The following is a 17,597-nucleotide window of genomic DNA, read 5'->3' on the forward strand; positions in this document are numbered from 1 at the left end:
CAACATTTTGTATTTATTATCCTCCTCATTAGAAGAGATAGTCAATACAAAATCATTTTAATCCGCCTACAGCCATCGAAGCTGCTACTTCTATCATTTCTTCTTTACTTAGAGCAGAGGAAGCAAGGAAGAAGGACATTCCATCTTGTTCCCATGAAATCGATTGATCGGTTACTGCGCCAATAGCAATCCCTAAATCTACAGGATCCCCTGGAGCAAATACAGGTATTGTAGAAGACGTACTCTTTTCACTGCGTTTTTGAATGATTGTAAATTCTTTCCCACCGCTGTACGTTAAAATTACTCGTTTTTCCCCATCTACATTTAGCTCTTGTTCATCTATCAAGTGCAATTGATCCCATTGAACCATAGGATAATGTGTTTCAAATTCTGGATTGTCTATTTCAGCAGAAGCTTCAACTGTATTTTCCTCACCTTGTGCAGCTGGAGCTTGCTCAATTTTATATTCTGCTGCGGCGCGTGATTTACCAAGTGTCACCTTACTGAATTTAATATGGATTTGCTCTTCTTTGTTTTCATTTAATACAGATACGTCTGTAGGCAGTAATGTCTTTTTATCGATATAAATTCTTTGTGTAGGAAGCATATTTTTGTGGTTATTGCTTGTTTTCGTTTCAAATACGTATTTGTTTCCTTCTTCTTTAAACGTTGATGATTTATCTTTTTTAATGTCTTGTGCAAGCGATCCAATTAGATAAGGTTGACCATTTTCAGTTGGCCACTTGCTTTGGAATTTATACGTTTTGTTTAGGGCAGGTGTAACAACAAATACACCTTCTTTGTTGCGCACAATCATTTGTGTGTTTTCTTCATTCGTATCTGCAACTTTCACACGGTAAAAATCTGGTTTTGTGTGCCATACTTCCACTTGATAAACTCTCGGATCTTGACCTGTTAGAATACTCATTTCCGCAGTCAACTCATACCCTTTCGTATCTATCCATTTGTTGCTCAACTTTTTTAAAACATCTTCTTTAGATTGTGCTCCACATGCTGAGAGTAACAGTACCATCATTAATGCAAAAAAACATTTAGCCAGTCGGCTCTTCAATCAGTCCATCCTTTCTATTATCACTGCGTTCGTTCATTGTATGTAGGTGGACTACCTTTTATGATTGTAGAATTACTTGAGCAGCTGCATATTCTTTTGTATGAGTAATAGAAACAAATCCATTTACTTGCTCTCCTCTAAAATAAAGACTAGGCTTGCCACTATGTTCACGAATTATTTCAATGTCTTGAAAACTACAGTCTTTTCCAATACCAGTACCTCTAGCTTTTGAAAATGCTTCCTTAGCTGCAAAACGCCCTGCTAAAAATTCAATTTGCCGATTCTCCGATAATATTTTCATTTGCTCTAATTCTTTTCCAGTTAATATTCTTTCTTCAAACTTCTTCGTTTTTGACTTGATATACTTTATTCTTTTCAGTTCAGTAATATCTAATCCTATTCCGGTAATCATAAATGTTTCTCCTTTCCAAATAGTACTTGTACAAGCTATACTATTAGTAGAAAATTTGAGGTGACGATATGTTTGTAAGAAGAGAAAATTTTAAACAATATATAAAATTCTACCCTATTGTATCTACATTACTTACACTAAATATTTTTATCTTTCTTCTAACGAGTATTCCAATTGTAGGCACACAACTATACAATTTGGGAGTTGGGTTTAATCTACTCATTAGTGAAGGGGAATATTGGCGCTTAGTATCACCAATGTTTTTACATGCTAATTTTACTCACCTTCTATTTAATATGTTCTCTTTGTATATATTTGGACCTGAGTTAGAACAATTAGCAGGTAAAGCTCGCTTTTTAACCATCTATCTATTAGCTGGCCTGATCGGAAATATCGCAACATATTTACTTCAAAATTGGGATTACCAAAGTGTTGGCGCTAGTGGTGCTATTTACGGTATTTTAGGAGCTTTTGGTGCTTTAGTTTATTATACAAAAAATTTCTTACCTCAATTGAAACAAATTATTATTCCAATTATTGTGATTGGTGTCATTATGACGTTCATCAATCCGAATATTAACTTCACTGCACATCTCGCAGGTTTAGTTACAGGTTTTATCATTGGTATGATTTATTTCCATCCAAAGAGGATTGCAGCGTGGAAGAAGAAAAAGAAAAAATTTAAAGTAGTTTAAAAAAGAACAGCCTCTAATTCAGGGGCTGTTCTTTTTCTATTTGCATTTTCGTTGGCTTCATTGGTTCGTACCAATTTAATATCTTTTCTGCATCTGCTTTATCTAAATGCGGGACAGTTGTTATGGCTCCTCCTACCCCGGATTTAATCGTTGTAATAATAGTTGAAACGTTTTTCTTCTTTTGAAAATAAGTAGCTCTTTCTGTCATCGACTGGATTCGTCTTTTCTCCATCCAAACAGTCACTTTGCTAAAAATACGATATCTCATAACTAACTGCTGACCTTCCACCGCATACGCTGCAGTTCTATGTTGCCATATTCCAAATAAAAAGCTTAATGGAAACAAAAGGAGTGACAAAAGACCATACGGATAGAAAAAGTAAATAACTGCAGCAGCTATCGGAATAATCCATAGAAAATCTAATCGATAGAAAAACTTCCTAGATCTTTTCGGTACTTTTGTAAAGCTTGGTTCCAAATGAAGGTCCATGAAGATTTGTTCTAAAACTGGATTGATTTTTGACTTTTTTACTAAAGGTAGAATACGAATTTTCTCGTCTTTTTCCGCTAGGGAACCACCAGCACTATCTACAATAACTGTCGCATAGCCAGTAAGCTGACGAAGTGGGTTTTCTACGACACGTACCCCTTGAATCCGTGAAAGAGGAAGTGTGATTTTCTTCTTTTCTAGCAACCCTCTCGTAATAATGATTTCATTGTCTTCTACTCTAATCGTAAAATCATAATAATTAATGAGTGTGATTACTACAGATACAATCCAAGCGACTAATAGGACGAGAAAAATTGCGAGTGCCACAATAAGTGCACCAAATCGAATGAATACAACAATTTCGTCATAAATAATATCGTAAGGAATAACATTGGAAAATTGCGATGCAAATACGGCAAGTCCCGAGAAGAATACCCCTACCCCACCTGATGTACTCGCTAAAACAAATAAGTCTTTCATAGACATTTTGAAAACTGGTCGTTTCTGCTCTTTTACTACTTCTTGTACTTCTACTTCGTTATCCATTTCGACTGGTTGTTTATTTTTCGCTCGAATCATTTCTTTTTTGATTTGATCGGCAGCTTCCTTTGTAATCGCCGTTAACTCAGCCTCTGCTTCTTTTGTTGGACCACCGCCTGCAGTTTCCACTTTTACCTTAACAAGTCCAAAAGGTCTGTGAAAAATACCTTCCGTATAATTCAAACTTTGTATACGCTCGAAAGGGATATATCGCTTCTTCTTGACGAAAAGCCCGTATTCAATTCGTAGCTCCTCTTCTTCAAACCAGTAGCTAAATCGCTTCCATTTAATAATTCCACTAACAAGTAGAAATACAAGCACTACTCCATAAATACCATATGTTATATACGAGGACCAACCGCCGGAATCTGCACTTCCTCCAAATCCATTAACTACTACAACAACAATAAGCGGTAGAATCATTTCTTTTAAAACTTTTACAAAATGAATAACTGCCGAGATTGGATGTAATTTGTATCTTTCATTAGACATCGTCTTCCGCCACCCTTGCAAGTACAGAGATTCTTTCTCGAAGCTCATCCGCTTCTGCCGTAATTAGGGCAGGAATTGTATGATTCGTTGCAGCTGTTGATATCGTTATAGATGCTAAATCATACTTTCTCAGTATTGGCCCTTGCTCCGTATCTACATGTTGTACACGAACCATTGGTACTAGTGTACGTTTTACGACGAACAAGCCATGTTGCAACTCAATTTCTTGCTCTCTCACTTCATACCGCCAACGGATCCATCTCACTTTAGGAAATAGATAAATTAATAAGTACGCTATTAATAACACTACTAAACTAATAACTATGTACAACCAGAAAAAATCACCAGTGAAATAATTAATCACACCAGCACCGACTCCAACTAATAATGCAATAAGTGTTTGAAAAACCCCATATATTCTCCAAACTCGTAAGCCTTTTTCAGATATTCGATTAATTGGCTCTGTTCTCATATTAAGCACCTCTTCTCTCTGTAATTGTATACGATAAATATGACAAAATGTTTCAAAATATTTATTTTAAATATACATTTTTTGTATTCACAAGGAGAAAACGCATGCGCCCTTTAGGGAACTTAATCCCTTCATCCTCTCTAATGGAGGTTGAAGGGATTAGGACTACTAAACATCCGTATCACATTCAAAGGGAAAAATAATTCGATTCAGAACAGTTCTAATTGACGCGATTAATATGTTAAGCTCCAGCAAAATGCTATCCGGTTATAAAAATTTCTATGTTAACAGAAATGATTTTATCCGGTCAGAGACATAAAAAAAGAGGATGAACCCAACAACAATGTGTTGGAATCATCCTCAGAAAATGTTAATTAGCTTTCACGACGTGGTGTGCGAGTTCTGCTACTACGTTGTGTAGAACCATCACGCGGTCCACTGCTGCGGCGTGAGCCACTGCGTTCATATCCACGACCTGATGAAGAACTACGTCCGCCGCTACGGTTACCTTTATAACCACCGCTACGTCCGCCACCACCGCCGCCGCTGCTACGTTCTCTACGAGCTGGAAGTGGACGTTCTTCAGATATTGATACTGGAGTATCATCTGGTTCTTTAGTCATTGATTTTAATGCTGCAGCAATTACGTCTACTGCTTCGAATTTTTCAAGCATTTCTGCCGCTAATGTACGGTAATCGCCTAAATCATTTTTCCCCACAATTTCAGTTAATGATTCGATTGCTAGACGTTGTTGTCCAACTAACGCTTCATCTGAACTTGGTGGACGAAGTGGAGTCATACGTTTTTTCGTAGTGTCCTCTACTATACGTAAGTAACCCATTTCTCTTGGTGTTACAAAAGTTACAGCAATACCACTTTTTCCTGCACGGCCTGTACGACCAATACGGTGAACATAGCTTTCTGGATCTTGTGGAATATCGAAGTTATATACATGAGTTACACCAGAAATATCTAGACCACGTGCAGCTACGTCAGTTGCAACAAGGATATCAATTTTATTTTCTTTAAATTGACGAAGAACAGACATACGTTTTGCTTGGCTTAAGTCACCGTGAATTCCTTCTGCTAAGTAACCACGGATACTTAGAGCATGAGCTAATTCATCTACACGACGTTTTGTACGACCAAAAACGATCGCAAGTTCTGGTTGGTGTACGTTTAAAATTCTAGATAAAACATCAAATTTTTCGCGTTCATGCGCTTTTACAAAGAACTGTTCAATGTTTTCAACAGTCATTTCTTTTGATTTGATTTTCACTTCTTCTGGTTGCTTCATGAAGTTTTCAGCTATTTTACGGATTGGTCCTGGCATAGTTGCCGAGAACAGTAATGTTTGGCGCTCAGCAGGAACGCTTTCTAAAATAGTGTTAATATCTTCGATGAAGCCCATGTTAAGCATTTCATCTGCTTCGTCCAAAATAAGTGTTTCTACGTTCTCAAGTTTCAAAGTACGACGGTTAATATGATCTAAAATACGTCCTGGTGTACCTACGATTACTTGAGGTTTGTTTTTAAGAGCACGAATTTGACGGCCAATCTCTTGTCCACCATATACAGATAAAAGGCGTACCTTTTTGTCATAACCAATTTTATAAATTTCTTCTGAAACTTGGATAGCAAGTTCACGTGTTGGAGCAATAATTAATGCTTGAACATTTGGATTTTTAGGATCTATTTTCTCAATCATTGGAATACCAAAAGCTGCAGTTTTACCAGTACCAGTTTGTGCTTGACCGATAATATCGCGGCCTTCTAAAGCAAACTTAATCGTACCTTCTTGAATAGGTGTTGCTTCTTCAAATCCCATACGTTTTACAGATTTTAGTGTAGAAGCGCTAATATTTAATTCTGAAAAATTTGTCAAAATTGTTAATCTCCTTTTTATTCTGTTTTGACAAATGGTTACATTTTCAGATGAAATTGCGGCAAATTCGAGCCTATACGAGGAACGTTTCCGTTACTTAAAATTCTCTGTGGTTTTAGATCAGAGGGGTCTTATATAAAGGGAAAGCCCGGTCTTTTGCCGAGCGGTTCGTTAAAAAGGGTCATCATACCCAACGATTTCAACAAACCGTTATGTTCAAAAAAAAGTACTCTTCATCCATGCTGAAGAGTCTTTACACAAAATGTATCCATTGCTCTATACAGTCTATCACGCATCGATATGAGTTGCAACGAATATGCAACTGTTGTAATTATTAGTTAATTGTTCACTTTCTTTTCCAGTTAGTCTTGCCTTAAAAATGAAAGTGTCTGACTAAACCAATCCGAACAATCATCACTATAGCAAATATGATGCTTGCCGGTTTCTGAAAAAATCAGTTCTTTCTTTTTCGAGGTAATATGCTCAAATAAGAACGGTGCAGTTGTAAATGGGACGATTCCATCTTTTTTCCCTTGTACAAGACATACCGGAATTGAGATTAATCCATAGTAAGGCTCCACCATTCTTACTAATCGCATAAATTCGAATGCAGCATGAATGGGTGTGTCACGCAACTTTTGACTATACAATCGAAACAACGGATTTTCTTCTAATTTACCTGCCACTGCTTCTTTTGTTATTTCCCGAACATCGTGGATTAATTGGGTTGGATAAATGTACTTAGCTGCTGCACTTAAAAGTACTAGTTTGTCGATTTTATAGCGGAGAGCTAAGTATATGGCAATAATTCCACCCATCGAAAATCCAATTACAAACACCCGATCTACTTCTTTTTGAAGCTGTCTAAGCGTTTGTTCTGCTGCCATCATCCAATTTTCTGCAGTTAATTTTTTGAGGGAAAGTATTTCCCCATGACCAGGAAGCGTAGGAACAGCAATTTTCCAGTCTGTATTTGTTTGCAAATAATCTACAAATGGCTGCAGTTCATATGGTCCACCCGTAAATCCATGAATACAAAGTACACCTGTTTTCATGCTGTCCTCCTTCTCATCTGTCATACGTTTTGAAACTGTTCAATCACTCGTTCTAATTTCATACCACGTGAGCCTTTCACTAAAACAATCGCTTGCTCATCGATGTGTTTTTCTAAGAAAGCAGTAATTTTCTCAATGTCATTTTCAATCCAAATAATCTGATCCTCATGAAACTTCGAGACTAACTTTTTATATAGCCATTCCATTCTAGGTCCATATAAACAAACACCTGAAAATACTCCATCAGGAATTGATGCGCTCATTTCTTCATGGTACTGCTTTTCGTTTTCGCCAAGCTCTAGCATATCTCCAAGTACAAGCCACTTAACAGGTTTAATCGATGATCTTTGCAAAAATGCGATAGCTGCTCTCATAGAAGTAGGAGCTGCATTATATGCATCATTTATAAAAATCGCTCCATTTGATGCTTCAATCACTTGCATACGCATATCTGTTAACACAATTTGCTTTAAAGCTACACGCATTTGAGTGGCTGTTAACCCTATCTCCTTACCAATTAATAAGGAAGCGAGCGTATTTTTTACTTGATGCTCTCCGAGAATTGGAATAGAAAGTTCTTCATTTAATTCCCCTTCTACTTGAAAAACACTTCCTTGCTCTGTGAACGTCACATCTATTATTCGCAAATCATTGTTCTCGTTAACTCCGAAAGATTTGGATGTAATAGAGGGAACACCTTCCACAAACGGACGAAGGAGTGGTTCATCCCCGTCATAGAATAACTGTCCTTGTTTGCTTAAGCCAGAAATTATTTCAAACTTTGCTTTAGCAATTCCTTCTCGAGAGCCCAAATCTTGCATATGTGCCTCACCAATATTTGTAATGACAGCATACGTTGGCTTTGCGAGATTGGAAAGGAATTCAATTTCTCCAAAGGAACTCATACCCATTTCAAGCACTGCAAACTCTGTATCTTCTTCTAACGAAAGAATTGTTAAAGGTAACCCTAACTCATTATTAAAATTACCTTCTGTTTTTTTCACTCGGTAGTAAGGTGAGAGCATGCCTGCAACTAAGTCTTTTGTAGAAGTTTTCCCATTGGAACCTGTAATGCCGATGAAAACAGTTTTTAGCTCTGCACGATACGATTCCGCCATCTGCTGAAGTGCTCTTTCCCCGTTCTCTACAAATAAAAGAGGAACATCCTTTGGTGGATTAGGTTCATCCTTTAACCAAAATGATGCTACAGCTCCTCGATTAAAAGCATCTTGCACAAAGCGATGCCCATTCACATTCTCCCCACGAAAAGGGATAAATATATCTCCGGGCTGCAATGTTCTCGTGTTAATGGATACTCCTGTTACAACGGGGTCCTTCTCACAAGAGCTTTCAATTTGAAGCCAACTTGCGATTTCAGATAGTTTCTTTTTCAACTTGATCACTCTCCGTCCTTCGAATGTTCAAGTTGTTGCTTCTCTTCGTATCGCTCTACAGCTAGTGTGATTAATTCTTCTATTAACTCAGAATAAGACAGTCCAGATTCCATCCAAAGCTTAGGATACATACTAATTGGCGTAAATCCTGGCATAGTATTAACTTCATTGATGATTACTTCTTCCTCTTCTGTAACGAAAAAGTCCGCACGAACAAGCCCAGAACAATCCAAAACTTTAAAAGCACGAATTGCAGCATCTTGCATCTTCTTTAATAAACCATCCGAAACTATAGCTGGGATAGCATAGTTTGTCGTTCCATCCTCGTATTTTGCTTCATAATCGTAAAAGTCCTTTGTTGGTAATACTTCTCCAGCAACCGAGCATCTTGGTTCATCGTTTCCAAGAACACTTATTTCTAATTCGCGAGCTACAATTCCTTGTTCCACAATAATTTTACGATCGTATTTAAAAGCAAGCTCAACTGCTTTCAAAAGTTCTTCTCTGTTTGTAGCTTTACTAATTCCTACACTTGATCCTAAGTTAGCTGGTTTAACGAATAAAGGCCATGTCAAACTTTCTTCCATTTGCTGAATGAGCGCAGCCTGATTATTATTCCACTCTTTTCGTATAAAATGCACGTATGGAACTTGTTTTAATCCTGCTTGCGCAAAAAGTTGCTTCATCACTACTTTATCCATTCCAGCAGCAGATGCCAAAACACCATTTCCCACGTATGGTAAATTTAGCACTTCAAGTAGACCTTGTACTGTTCCGTCTTCTCCATTTGGTCCGTGAAGTAATGGAAAAATAACGTCCAAACTAGAATTCCTTTTAGCTAATGCAACATCATTACTAGATCCTTCTACTGGTAAAAAGCTTGTAATACTATTTGGTTTACTTACACCTTCACCGAATTGAAGCTTTTCTACGGATTTAGCTGGTCCGATTAATGCATTTCCTTTTCTCCACTCACCTGTTTTTGTAATAAAGATTGGATATACTTCATATTTATCAAAATTAATCGCTTGTGATACAGCTCTCGCTGTCAATAACGACACTTCATGCTCTGCAGATTTCCCACCATATAATAAACCTAATTTTATTTTCATTTGTTAAATAACCTCCACTTTTCGGATATAACTAGTTTATCACGTAAGATCAAATAATTAGATGAAAAATTTCGGATCGTCGTCAAAATGAAATGTAAACGTTGTATTTCAATTTATCTTGAAATACAGTTGTCAACATCTTGTAATTAGCCAAATAGTTTAAGACCTACAACCCCAAAAATAATACAGCTTAAAAAGAACAGTTTTTTCCAACTTTTTTTCTCATGAAAAAAGTACATTCCTATTAGTACACTTCCCGCTGCTCCGATTCCCGTCCACACTGCATATCCAGTTCCAACAGCAATATCTTTTAAGGCTTGGGATAACAAGAAGAAACTAAGGCTAGCTGAAACTACCGTAAAAACTGTATACTTAATTTTTTTAAAACCGTCTGACAGCTTCATATTTACAACAAAAATCACTTCAAATATCCCAGCAATAATAAGCATCATCCAAGCCATTATTCTACCTCCTCTTCATCATCAACTAGTTTTAAACCTATGATTCCAAAGAGTAATATACATAAAAAGATAATCTTTCCAAAACTAACCTCTTCGTTAAACCAAAAAATCCCAACAAGAACTGTTCCTGCTGCTCCTATCCCTGTAAAAATAGCATATGCGGTTCCAATCGGAATCGTCTTCATCGCTCTTGCAAAAAGAAAAAAACTAACGATTAAAAAAATGATTGTTACGATCGAAGGAAGTAATTCTGTAAATCCATGAGCTTCTTTCAAACCGATAGCCCATATTATTTCTGTTAAACCTGCAACGATTAAATATAACCACGCCATTCTGATACCTCTCCTATCTACATAAATAAACGCTTATGCTTCTTTACGAAGCAAAAGCGTTCTAATCAAATTTCAATTAGTAAATCTGCTGGCTTGTCCAAATGAAGATTTAAATCACCAAGTACTTCGTCTGGAAATATATTCTCAGGTAAGCTTCGAATTTCCAGTCCATAATTTGTTTTATCCAATTTAAATAAGGACATTAATACTCCATCTTCATAATAATCAGTATATGCTTCCACTTTATCTGCCGATAATTCTGGTAATACCACATTATTTTTTTTGCGCCAAAAAGCAGTTGATTTAGCTTTCTCACTTATTAATTGATTAAATACACTAGCAATTAATTTATTTATATCCTCAACATCTCGAAAGTATACTTTCGTAATTTGCTGTCCTTCATCCGTTAAGTAAACAAATCTGTTTTGTAAATGATGATAAAAAGGCAAACGAAATGCTTCTTTTTTATGTGCTATATATAAAAGCTCAGCTTGCTCTTGTGGTGACAGCATGTTCAACCTCTTTTCATCTGAAAAGTCCAGTAAACATAGTGCTGTCGGGTGTTCAGCATAGTCCTTTAAAAACCGAGCATATTGATCTTGAACAACAAATTCTAACTGTGTATGAATGTTAAAAGATGCATCTTCATACCTATGTTTTAACAATAAAAGAGCAGACAAATCAGAGAAATACTTGATAAACTGTTGGATGGAAATCCCACTAAATAATACGAAATGCTCAATTTCATTTACATGTACATATAAATGAGTTAAATATTCTTCTACTTCTTTCTCTTTTTTCGCCACTGAACTCACTCCTTCATCGTCTGTTTTATATTAGCATAATATTACATGTGAAACATCTATATTTCTATCATCGTCTCTTTTACTAGCAAGCAAAATCCAATCATTTACGCTATAATAGGAAAAGTGTAAGAAGCCGCCTAGTTACGACGAGCTTGCGCAGGAGTAGACGGTGACTGAAGCTGGATTAGGAAAGTGAAATTTGAAAGAAATTTAGGTGACTATTATGGAAAACAAAAAAGGCTTTGCCGATCGATTCGATTGGACGCTCGCTTTTATTATATTATTATTTCTGATTGTTAGCGTACTTGCTATTTCCTCTGCAATAACAACCGGACAATACGCTGGAACGAATTTTGCAGCTAAACAGGTTTTCTGGTATGCCGTTGGGACAATTATTATTGGGTTCGTTATGATTTTTGAACCAGAGCAATATAAAAAGATGTCTTGGATTATTTATGGTTTTGGTATACTTCTTCTTGCGATTCTATTTATCTTGCCAGGAAGCATGGAACTTGTGGCTCCTAGAAATAATGCGAAAAGCTGGTTTCATTTACCGATTGGGGATATACAGCCAGCAGAATTTATGAAGACCTTTTATATTTTGGCTCTTGCCCGTTTAATTACAAAGCATCATGAAGTATATCTAATGAAGTCCATAAAGACAGATTTCATCTTGCTTGGAAAAATTGCCGTAACCTTAATCGTGCCACTAGCTTTTATTCTTAAACAGCCTGACCTTGGTACTGCACTTGTATTCATTGCTATTACAGCAGCTTTAGTTATAGTAGCAGGCATCACATGGAAAATTATACTTCCGTTAGTTCTGGGTTCAGCTACAATAGGAGCCTCTCTTCTTTGGATGGCACTTTATATGCAAGAGTTTTTAGAAGATAAATTTGGTTTACAAGCATATCAATTTGCTCGGATTTATTCCTGGATAGATCCTTATGCATATGCTTCAGACGAAGGGATGCACTTAATTTCTTCATTAAACGCCATCGGTTCTGGAGAGATTTTTGGAAAAGGCTACGGTGGTCGGGTAGTTTATGTACCCGAAAATCATACGGACTTTATTTTCGCTGTTATTGGAGAAGAATACGGATTCATTGGTGCGAGTATCGTTATTAGTCTTTTCTTTTTACTCATTTTTCATTTGACGAAAATTACGCTTCAGTTGAAAGATGCTTATAGTACGTATGTATGTGCAGGGATTATAGCGATGATTACCTTCCACGTGTTTGAAAATATCGGGATGACAATTCAATTGTTGCCAATTACCGGAATTCCTTTACCATTCATCAGCTATGGTGGTAGTTCGCTCATGGGTAATATGCTCGCAATTGGTTTAGTATTTAGTATGAAATTCCATCACAAAACGTATATGTTCGCCAAAAATGAAGATGACTAAAAATAAAAAAGGTGGTTCAAAAAGTCGTAGGATACGGACTTTTCGAACCACTTTTTTTAGTTTTGCGCGTGTGGACTATGTGCTGGTGGCGCTAACGCTTTAAGCATGTCAAGTCTCGATTTTGTCATTGTTACAGTAACACCAAGCTTTGAAAGATTACTCACAATTTTCTTTAAATCTACTTCCTTAGCCATTCTATCCACCTCGCCCTTTCCAATTACTATTACGATATATTTTAAAAAAAGTTTCTTTTTTTTTATTTTCTCTACATTATCATACCACTATTTAATTCGTTTGAATCTTTCTTTTTTGTTACATATTTTATTGTTTTGTAAACCAAGATAGATAATAACAAAAAGGAGTGAACCGATTTGAATGTAAAAGATGTGATGAGTAAAGAAGTTGTTACATGCAGCCCGCAGGATTATGTGAGTGAGGTAGCAGAGCAAATGCGCTCACTCGATATCGGTTGTCTGCCAGTCCTTAGCGACAAGAAGCTTGTAGGCATGATTACCGATCGAGATATTGTCACTAGGTCAGTTGCCAAGGACACAAATAGTAAAGTAGAAGATGTTATGACAAAGTCCATTATTTCCGTTTCTCCTAATGATTCTACAGCTGAAGCTTCTGCCATCATGGCTAGAAACCAAGTGCGTAGACTTCCAGTCGTCGAGAATAATGAGCTAGTTGGTTTTGTAGCGCTAGCAGATTTGGCATTCCCCTTCCCGCATGTACAAGAAATTTCTAATGCTTTAGAAAGCATATCCGAACCTCGGTCTTATTAAACATAAAAGCTATCCCAAAAAATATTTATTGGGGTAGCTTTTTTGTATTTATATTCGTTTGTATTACAACGTGTCAAACGTTCATTAAACGTGTAATATAGATAGTGGAAGAATGTAGAAAGCAGGGTTTATGCATGAAAAAGACTATTTTGATATTAATGTCCATTCAGTTTTTAGTTTATCTTGGTTTTGGAATTATCATTCCGGTTCTACCAGAGGTTATTTTGCAAGAAAATTATCACGAAATTCATGTAGGTGGATTATTAACCGTTTATTCGTTAGCTTCATTTTTCACTGCTCCACTTTGGGGTATGCTGTCGGATAGAATTGGAAGAAAAACGCTTATTTTAATTGGGTTAGTAGGTTTTAGTCTAAGTTTTTGGTTGTTTTCATTATTTTTTGATTCGTTATTTATGCTTTACTTATCCCGTGTAGTAGGTGGTTTATTTTCCGGTGCACTTTACACAGCTGTAACTGGGTTTGCAGCAGATTTATCAGATGAAGATAACCGAAACAAATATATGGGTTTCCTTGGAATGTCGATTGGTTTAGGGTTTATTTTTGGACCGGCAATCGGTGGCGTACTTGGGCATGTTAACTTATCGTTACCATTCACTGTGTCTGCCATTTTGTTACTCGTAATTTTTGTTTATGCAATGATTATATTAAAAGAGCCAGAGCGTTCCGGTGAGGCAAATAAACGTGCTCTGCTTCCAAAAGGTGCAGCAAGTCTTTGGACGTACCGCATAAAATACTTATTCCTTTTTTCATTCATGGTGACATTTTTACTTGCCGGTTTGGAAGCAACATTCCAATTGTTCCAAATCGAGAAAATTGAAATCACCCCTCTACAAATCGGGTATCTGTTCATGTTTAGTGGGTTCGTTGATGCAGCCATTCAAGGCGGCGTTGTGCGACGCATTAAAAATGGTACTGAGACAAAATGGCTTTTGTATGCACAAATTTTCACAGCAATTGGTTTGTTTATGACCGTATTTACGAATAGTATTTTCTGGGCGGGGTTATCTCTCTGTGTGTTTACAGCAGGTAATGCACTTGCAAGAACGACTATTGTTTCCCTTACTTCGAAAGAATCCGGTGGAAGATATGGAACAGCAGCTGGGATGGCATATTCCATGGACAACTTGGGCCGAATTATTGGTCCCTTATTATTCGCATGGCTATTCACGATTCAACCAGGCAATATTTATGTAGTGTCCGGTGTTTTAGCAGTACTTTCTATCGGGCTAATCTTTGCATTCCGCAAATCAACGAAGTCCTTGAAAAACATGGCGTAGGATTGAGCGATTTTCGGGGAGATTGAGCGATTGTCCGGGGGGATTGAGCGATTTCCCAGGGAGATTGAGCGATTATCCGGAAAGATTGAGCGATTAGCATAGATGATTGATCGATTTCCCGGGGGGATTGAGCGATTGTCCGGAAAGATTGAGCGATTCACTGCAATATCCAAAACAAAAATGCCAAGGAGATAATTTGTTTCTCCTTGGCATTTTCCTATTCTAATTCAGGATGTGCTGTTCTAACAACGGATGGTCTTGCAAGTACTAACACAACTCCAACTAGTAAAAGACTAGAGACGATGAGAATGCTCTCTGCTGGTAAAACATCATATAAGAATCCGAAAAGTACCATTCCAAAAGGCATAAGAGCCATTGCGAAAGTTTCTAGTATCGAAAATACTCTACCTTTATAATCGTCATCAACCATTTTTTGCATCATCACTTGCATTGGCGTATTCGTGAGGATTATTGATACACCATAACCGAACATTAGTAAAATGTAAAAACTAACGGTTACAACATAAGGCATACTAATTAACAAAGGTAATGCAACTGCTCCCATCAAAACTCCAAGAGCTACGATACCCCATTTAGATACTAATAAAGGATACTTTAGCTCTTTACGAAGGGATAAATAAATTGACATTAGTAGCATACCTACAGCGAATGCCCCTTCTGTAAACCCAAAATGTTGAGCATTTATTTTCAATTTCTCGATTAATATAAATGAATAACCAACTTGGTGTGCACCGAACAGAAAATTGATAAAGAGTGCAATCACTATCAATATTTTCAAAATGGGCTGCTTCATTAAATAATTGAAACCTGCCTTCATGCTCTGAAGCATCGGTTCCTTCTCTTCCCCTTCTACTACTTCTTTTCGTTTAGCAAATAAGTTAAAATTCATTGTCGATTCTAAGATAACCGCTATGACAGATGCCACCATATATATAATAAGAAATACAGGCATAGTAACGGCTCCGTATAATAATCCACCAACTGCAGGACTTCCAATTGCTGCAAAAGAAATCGACATTTGGTTTAAAGACATCGCTTTTTGAATTCTTTCTTTGTTTACAAGTCCCGTGATGGAAGAACTAAACGTCACACTTGAAAATAAAGAAGTTAACGACAAAATTACAGTAGTAGTATAAATAGCTATTAGTGATAAACCTATAGTAAAACTAACAATGAGTAATCCCCCTATCGCTATAGTAGTAGCGATTTGGGCAACAATGACAATCATCTTTCGAGAATATTTATCCGCAGCATATCCCGCAAATGGTGCCATTATAGTTCTTGGTAAAATGTTACAAATTAAATTCATTGCAAAGCTTGAAGCAGATCCAGTTAACTGTAAAATATAAAAACTAATCGCAAATGCATACACTTGTGCTCCGAAGCTAGAAATTAACTTACTAATCGTAAATGTCCATAAATGATACGTTGCCCTTTTAAGCTTTAACACTTCTTCCATTACTATTTCCCCTTTTAAAAAAGTTTAATTTAATTAAACAAATAATAACATATTCTTCCTTTCATTTCAACGAAAAGTTTAATATAATTAAACTAATAAAATGAGGTGACTAATATGCCCACACTTGGAGAACGTATTCGAAAACTAAGAAAACAGCAGAAAATGACGCTCGAAACACTTGCTGGCACTGAGCTGACAAAAGGGATGCTCAGTTTAATCGAAAATAATAAAGCAAACCCATCGATGGAAAGCTTAAATTATATAGCGGAACAATTAAACGTAGATGTTACAGAACTTTTAGAAGAAGTTAGCAGCCTTGAGTTACAAGAGGTTTTGGAAAAAGCAGAATTACTTTTTAACAAGAAGAATGATGATCTGGCCGATGAATATGAGCAGCTAATTAAATTAGTAGAACCATATGTCCCTAAGTTAACACAGGGTTATGAGGCTGCACGTCTATTGGAAATGTATAGTAAATGCTTATACCATACTAATAAAAATAACTGGGAGCCATTAATAAATCATGCAGCGACAATGTATGAGCAAATGAATTTAACTGCAAAACGAGGAGACATAGGTATTTTCCGTTCTGCAAGGAGATTTATTGTCCATGACTATAAAGGAGCTCTATCTATCTTACTTGCAGAACGTGCAGAGCTAGAAACAAACCCTTTATGGACTGACCCTCTTTCCCGGCTGGACTATGACTATTTGGAAGCAACCATGTATTTTGCAATTGGAGAATATGATAAGGCTATTATTGTAATGGAAAATGCAATTGAATATTCCAAAAAAAATAAGACGTTTTATCGAATTGATGACTTGTATCGATTAGCAGCCGCGCACGCTATGATGAATGAAAACGAAGAAAAAAAAGATAACTATTTACAAAAGCTCAATGCATATAGTGAATTTGCAGATGATAAGGAATCACGAGTTTTTACTTACTTTGCAAATATCCACTATTTAAATTCTTATAAACACTTGTATGAAGAAGCCGACGCTTTATTTAAAACCTTTATTGAAAAAGAGCAAGTGAGTAAACTTTTTTCTCCTTTTTTCAAGCTTGAAAAAGGGAAAATTTTATACGGTTTAGGACAATTCGAAGAAGCAATTGAAAAATTTGAAGAAGTTGTCATTCCTGAAATTCTTCATCATCCTATTGATCTATCGATATTTTATGAAAAGGATGCATATGTTGCCTTATGTTACTTCGAGTTGAACCAACAAGAAAAAGCTATTGAAGCAGCTGCAAAAGCGGTAGAAAATATAAATCCAATGCCTCATACTCCATATAAAGGGTTTATTCAAGACACATATGAAAAAGTAAAAATATAATTATATCCCTCACTTAACTGGAAATATTGTATAATTATTATAAAAATATACCAGTTAGGAAGAGTCAAT

General features: G+C 36.4%; 18 protein-coding genes. 5 read left to right on the forward strand and 13 right to left on the reverse strand.

Annotated features, from left to right (window positions below):
• Nucleotides 1-52 precede the first annotated feature (52 nt).
• Both FG384_RS00460 and acpS read right to left on the reverse strand, forming a co-directional pair.
• Nucleotides 53-1,072 (reverse strand): LolA family protein, encoded by a 1,020-nt coding sequence (locus FG384_RS00460; protein ID WP_420849932.1) that lies wholly within the window; start codon nucleotides 1,070-1,072, stop codon nucleotides 53-55.
• Nucleotides 1,073-1,130: 58 nt separating this feature from the next.
• Nucleotides 1,131-1,484, reverse strand: coding sequence for a holo-ACP synthase (gene acpS / locus FG384_RS00465; protein ID WP_142640590.1), 354 nt, complete (start codon nucleotides 1,482-1,484; stop codon nucleotides 1,131-1,133).
• Nucleotides 1,485-1,552: 68 nt separating this feature from the next.
• Between acpS and FG384_RS00470 the strand changes: the two genes are divergently transcribed.
• Entirely contained in the window at nucleotides 1,553-2,179 is a 627-nt protein-coding gene (locus FG384_RS00470; protein ID WP_142640591.1) for a rhomboid family intramembrane serine protease, read from the forward strand.
• 13 nt (nucleotides 2,180-2,192) lie between these two features.
• Here FG384_RS00470 and FG384_RS00475 read toward each other — a convergent pair whose 3' ends face one another.
• The 9 genes from FG384_RS00475 to FG384_RS00515 form a co-directional block, all read right to left on the reverse strand.
• The gene (locus tag FG384_RS00475; RefSeq protein WP_142640592.1) at nucleotides 2,193-3,701 is read right to left on the reverse strand and encodes a PH domain-containing protein; all 1,509 of its coding nucleotides are present in this window, start codon (nucleotides 3,699-3,701) and stop codon (nucleotides 2,193-2,195) included.
• Nucleotides 3,694-4,173: a PH domain-containing protein gene (locus tag FG384_RS00480; protein ID WP_142640593.1), complete on the reverse strand. Its 480-nt coding sequence runs from the start codon at nucleotides 4,171-4,173 to the stop codon at nucleotides 3,694-3,696. The genes FG384_RS00475 and FG384_RS00480 overlap by 8 nt, the downstream gene beginning before the upstream one ends.
• 374 nt (nucleotides 4,174-4,547) lie before the next feature.
• A complete protein-coding gene (cshA, locus tag FG384_RS00485; protein WP_142640594.1) occupies nucleotides 4,548-6,059 on the reverse strand; it encodes a degradosome RNA helicase CshA in 1,512 nt (503 codons plus the stop codon).
• 362 nt (nucleotides 6,060-6,421) lie between these two features.
• A complete protein-coding gene (locus tag FG384_RS00490) occupies nucleotides 6,422-7,114 on the reverse strand; it encodes an alpha/beta hydrolase (RefSeq protein WP_142640595.1) in 693 nt (230 codons plus the stop codon).
• A 20-nt stretch (nucleotides 7,115-7,134) separates the two neighbouring features.
• Nucleotides 7,135-8,508 (reverse strand): UDP-N-acetylmuramoyl-tripeptide--D-alanyl-D-alanine ligase, encoded by a 1,374-nt coding sequence (locus FG384_RS00495; RefSeq protein WP_142640596.1) that lies wholly within the window; start codon nucleotides 8,506-8,508, stop codon nucleotides 7,135-7,137.
• A gap of 5 nt (nucleotides 8,509-8,513) precedes the next feature.
• On the reverse strand, nucleotides 8,514-9,620 hold the full coding sequence (locus tag FG384_RS00500; protein ID WP_142640597.1) for a D-alanine--D-alanine ligase: 1,107 nt from the start codon (nucleotides 9,618-9,620) through the stop codon (nucleotides 8,514-8,516).
• Between the two features lie 146 nt (nucleotides 9,621-9,766).
• Entirely contained in the window at nucleotides 9,767-10,081 is a 315-nt protein-coding gene (locus tag FG384_RS00505; protein WP_142640598.1) for a DMT family transporter, read from the reverse strand.
• The gene (locus FG384_RS00510; protein ID WP_142640599.1) at nucleotides 10,081-10,413 is read right to left on the reverse strand and encodes a DMT family transporter; all 333 of its coding nucleotides are present in this window, start codon (nucleotides 10,411-10,413) and stop codon (nucleotides 10,081-10,083) included. Before FG384_RS00510 ends, FG384_RS00505 begins: the two co-directional genes overlap by 1 nt.
• Before the next feature lie 65 nt (nucleotides 10,414-10,478).
• The gene (locus tag FG384_RS00515; protein ID WP_142640600.1) at nucleotides 10,479-11,219 is read right to left on the reverse strand and encodes a hypothetical protein; all 741 of its coding nucleotides are present in this window, start codon (nucleotides 11,217-11,219) and stop codon (nucleotides 10,479-10,481) included.
• 223 nt (nucleotides 11,220-11,442) lie between these two features.
• On the opposite strand from FG384_RS00515, the gene FG384_RS00520 reads away from it, so the two are divergent.
• Nucleotides 11,443-12,627: an FtsW/RodA/SpoVE family cell cycle protein gene (locus FG384_RS00520; protein ID WP_142640601.1), complete on the forward strand. Its 1,185-nt coding sequence runs from the start codon at nucleotides 11,443-11,445 to the stop codon at nucleotides 12,625-12,627.
• A gap of 56 nt (nucleotides 12,628-12,683) precedes the next feature.
• Here the strand turns inward: FG384_RS00520 and FG384_RS19665 are convergent, their stop codons facing one another.
• Complete coding sequence (locus FG384_RS19665) at nucleotides 12,684-12,821, reverse strand: Lmo0850 family protein (RefSeq protein ID WP_166462342.1); 138 nt, start codon at nucleotides 12,819-12,821, stop codon at nucleotides 12,684-12,686.
• Between the two features lie 177 nt (nucleotides 12,822-12,998).
• On the opposite strand from FG384_RS19665, the gene FG384_RS00525 reads away from it, so the two are divergent.
• Nucleotides 12,999-13,412, forward strand: a complete 414-nt coding sequence (locus FG384_RS00525; RefSeq protein WP_142640602.1) for a CBS domain-containing protein — start codon at nucleotides 12,999-13,001, stop codon at nucleotides 13,410-13,412.
• A gap of 134 nt (nucleotides 13,413-13,546) precedes the next feature.
• Entirely contained in the window at nucleotides 13,547-14,710 is a 1,164-nt protein-coding gene (locus tag FG384_RS00530) for an MFS transporter (RefSeq protein ID WP_142640603.1), read from the forward strand.
• A 217-nt stretch (nucleotides 14,711-14,927) separates the two neighbouring features.
• Here the strand turns inward: FG384_RS00530 and FG384_RS00535 are convergent, their stop codons facing one another.
• A complete protein-coding gene (locus FG384_RS00535; protein WP_142640604.1) occupies nucleotides 14,928-16,190 on the reverse strand; it encodes an MFS transporter in 1,263 nt (420 codons plus the stop codon).
• Between the two features lie 114 nt (nucleotides 16,191-16,304).
• Between FG384_RS00535 and FG384_RS00540 the strand changes: the two genes are divergently transcribed.
• On the forward strand, nucleotides 16,305-17,528 hold the full coding sequence (locus FG384_RS00540; RefSeq protein WP_142640605.1) for a helix-turn-helix domain-containing protein: 1,224 nt from the start codon (nucleotides 16,305-16,307) through the stop codon (nucleotides 17,526-17,528).
• Nucleotides 17,529-17,597 lie beyond the last annotated feature (69 nt).

The organism is Psychrobacillus vulpis, assembly GCF_006861825.1.
Taxonomy (GTDB): domain Bacteria; phylum Bacillota; class Bacilli; order Bacillales_A; family Planococcaceae; genus Psychrobacillus; species Psychrobacillus vulpis.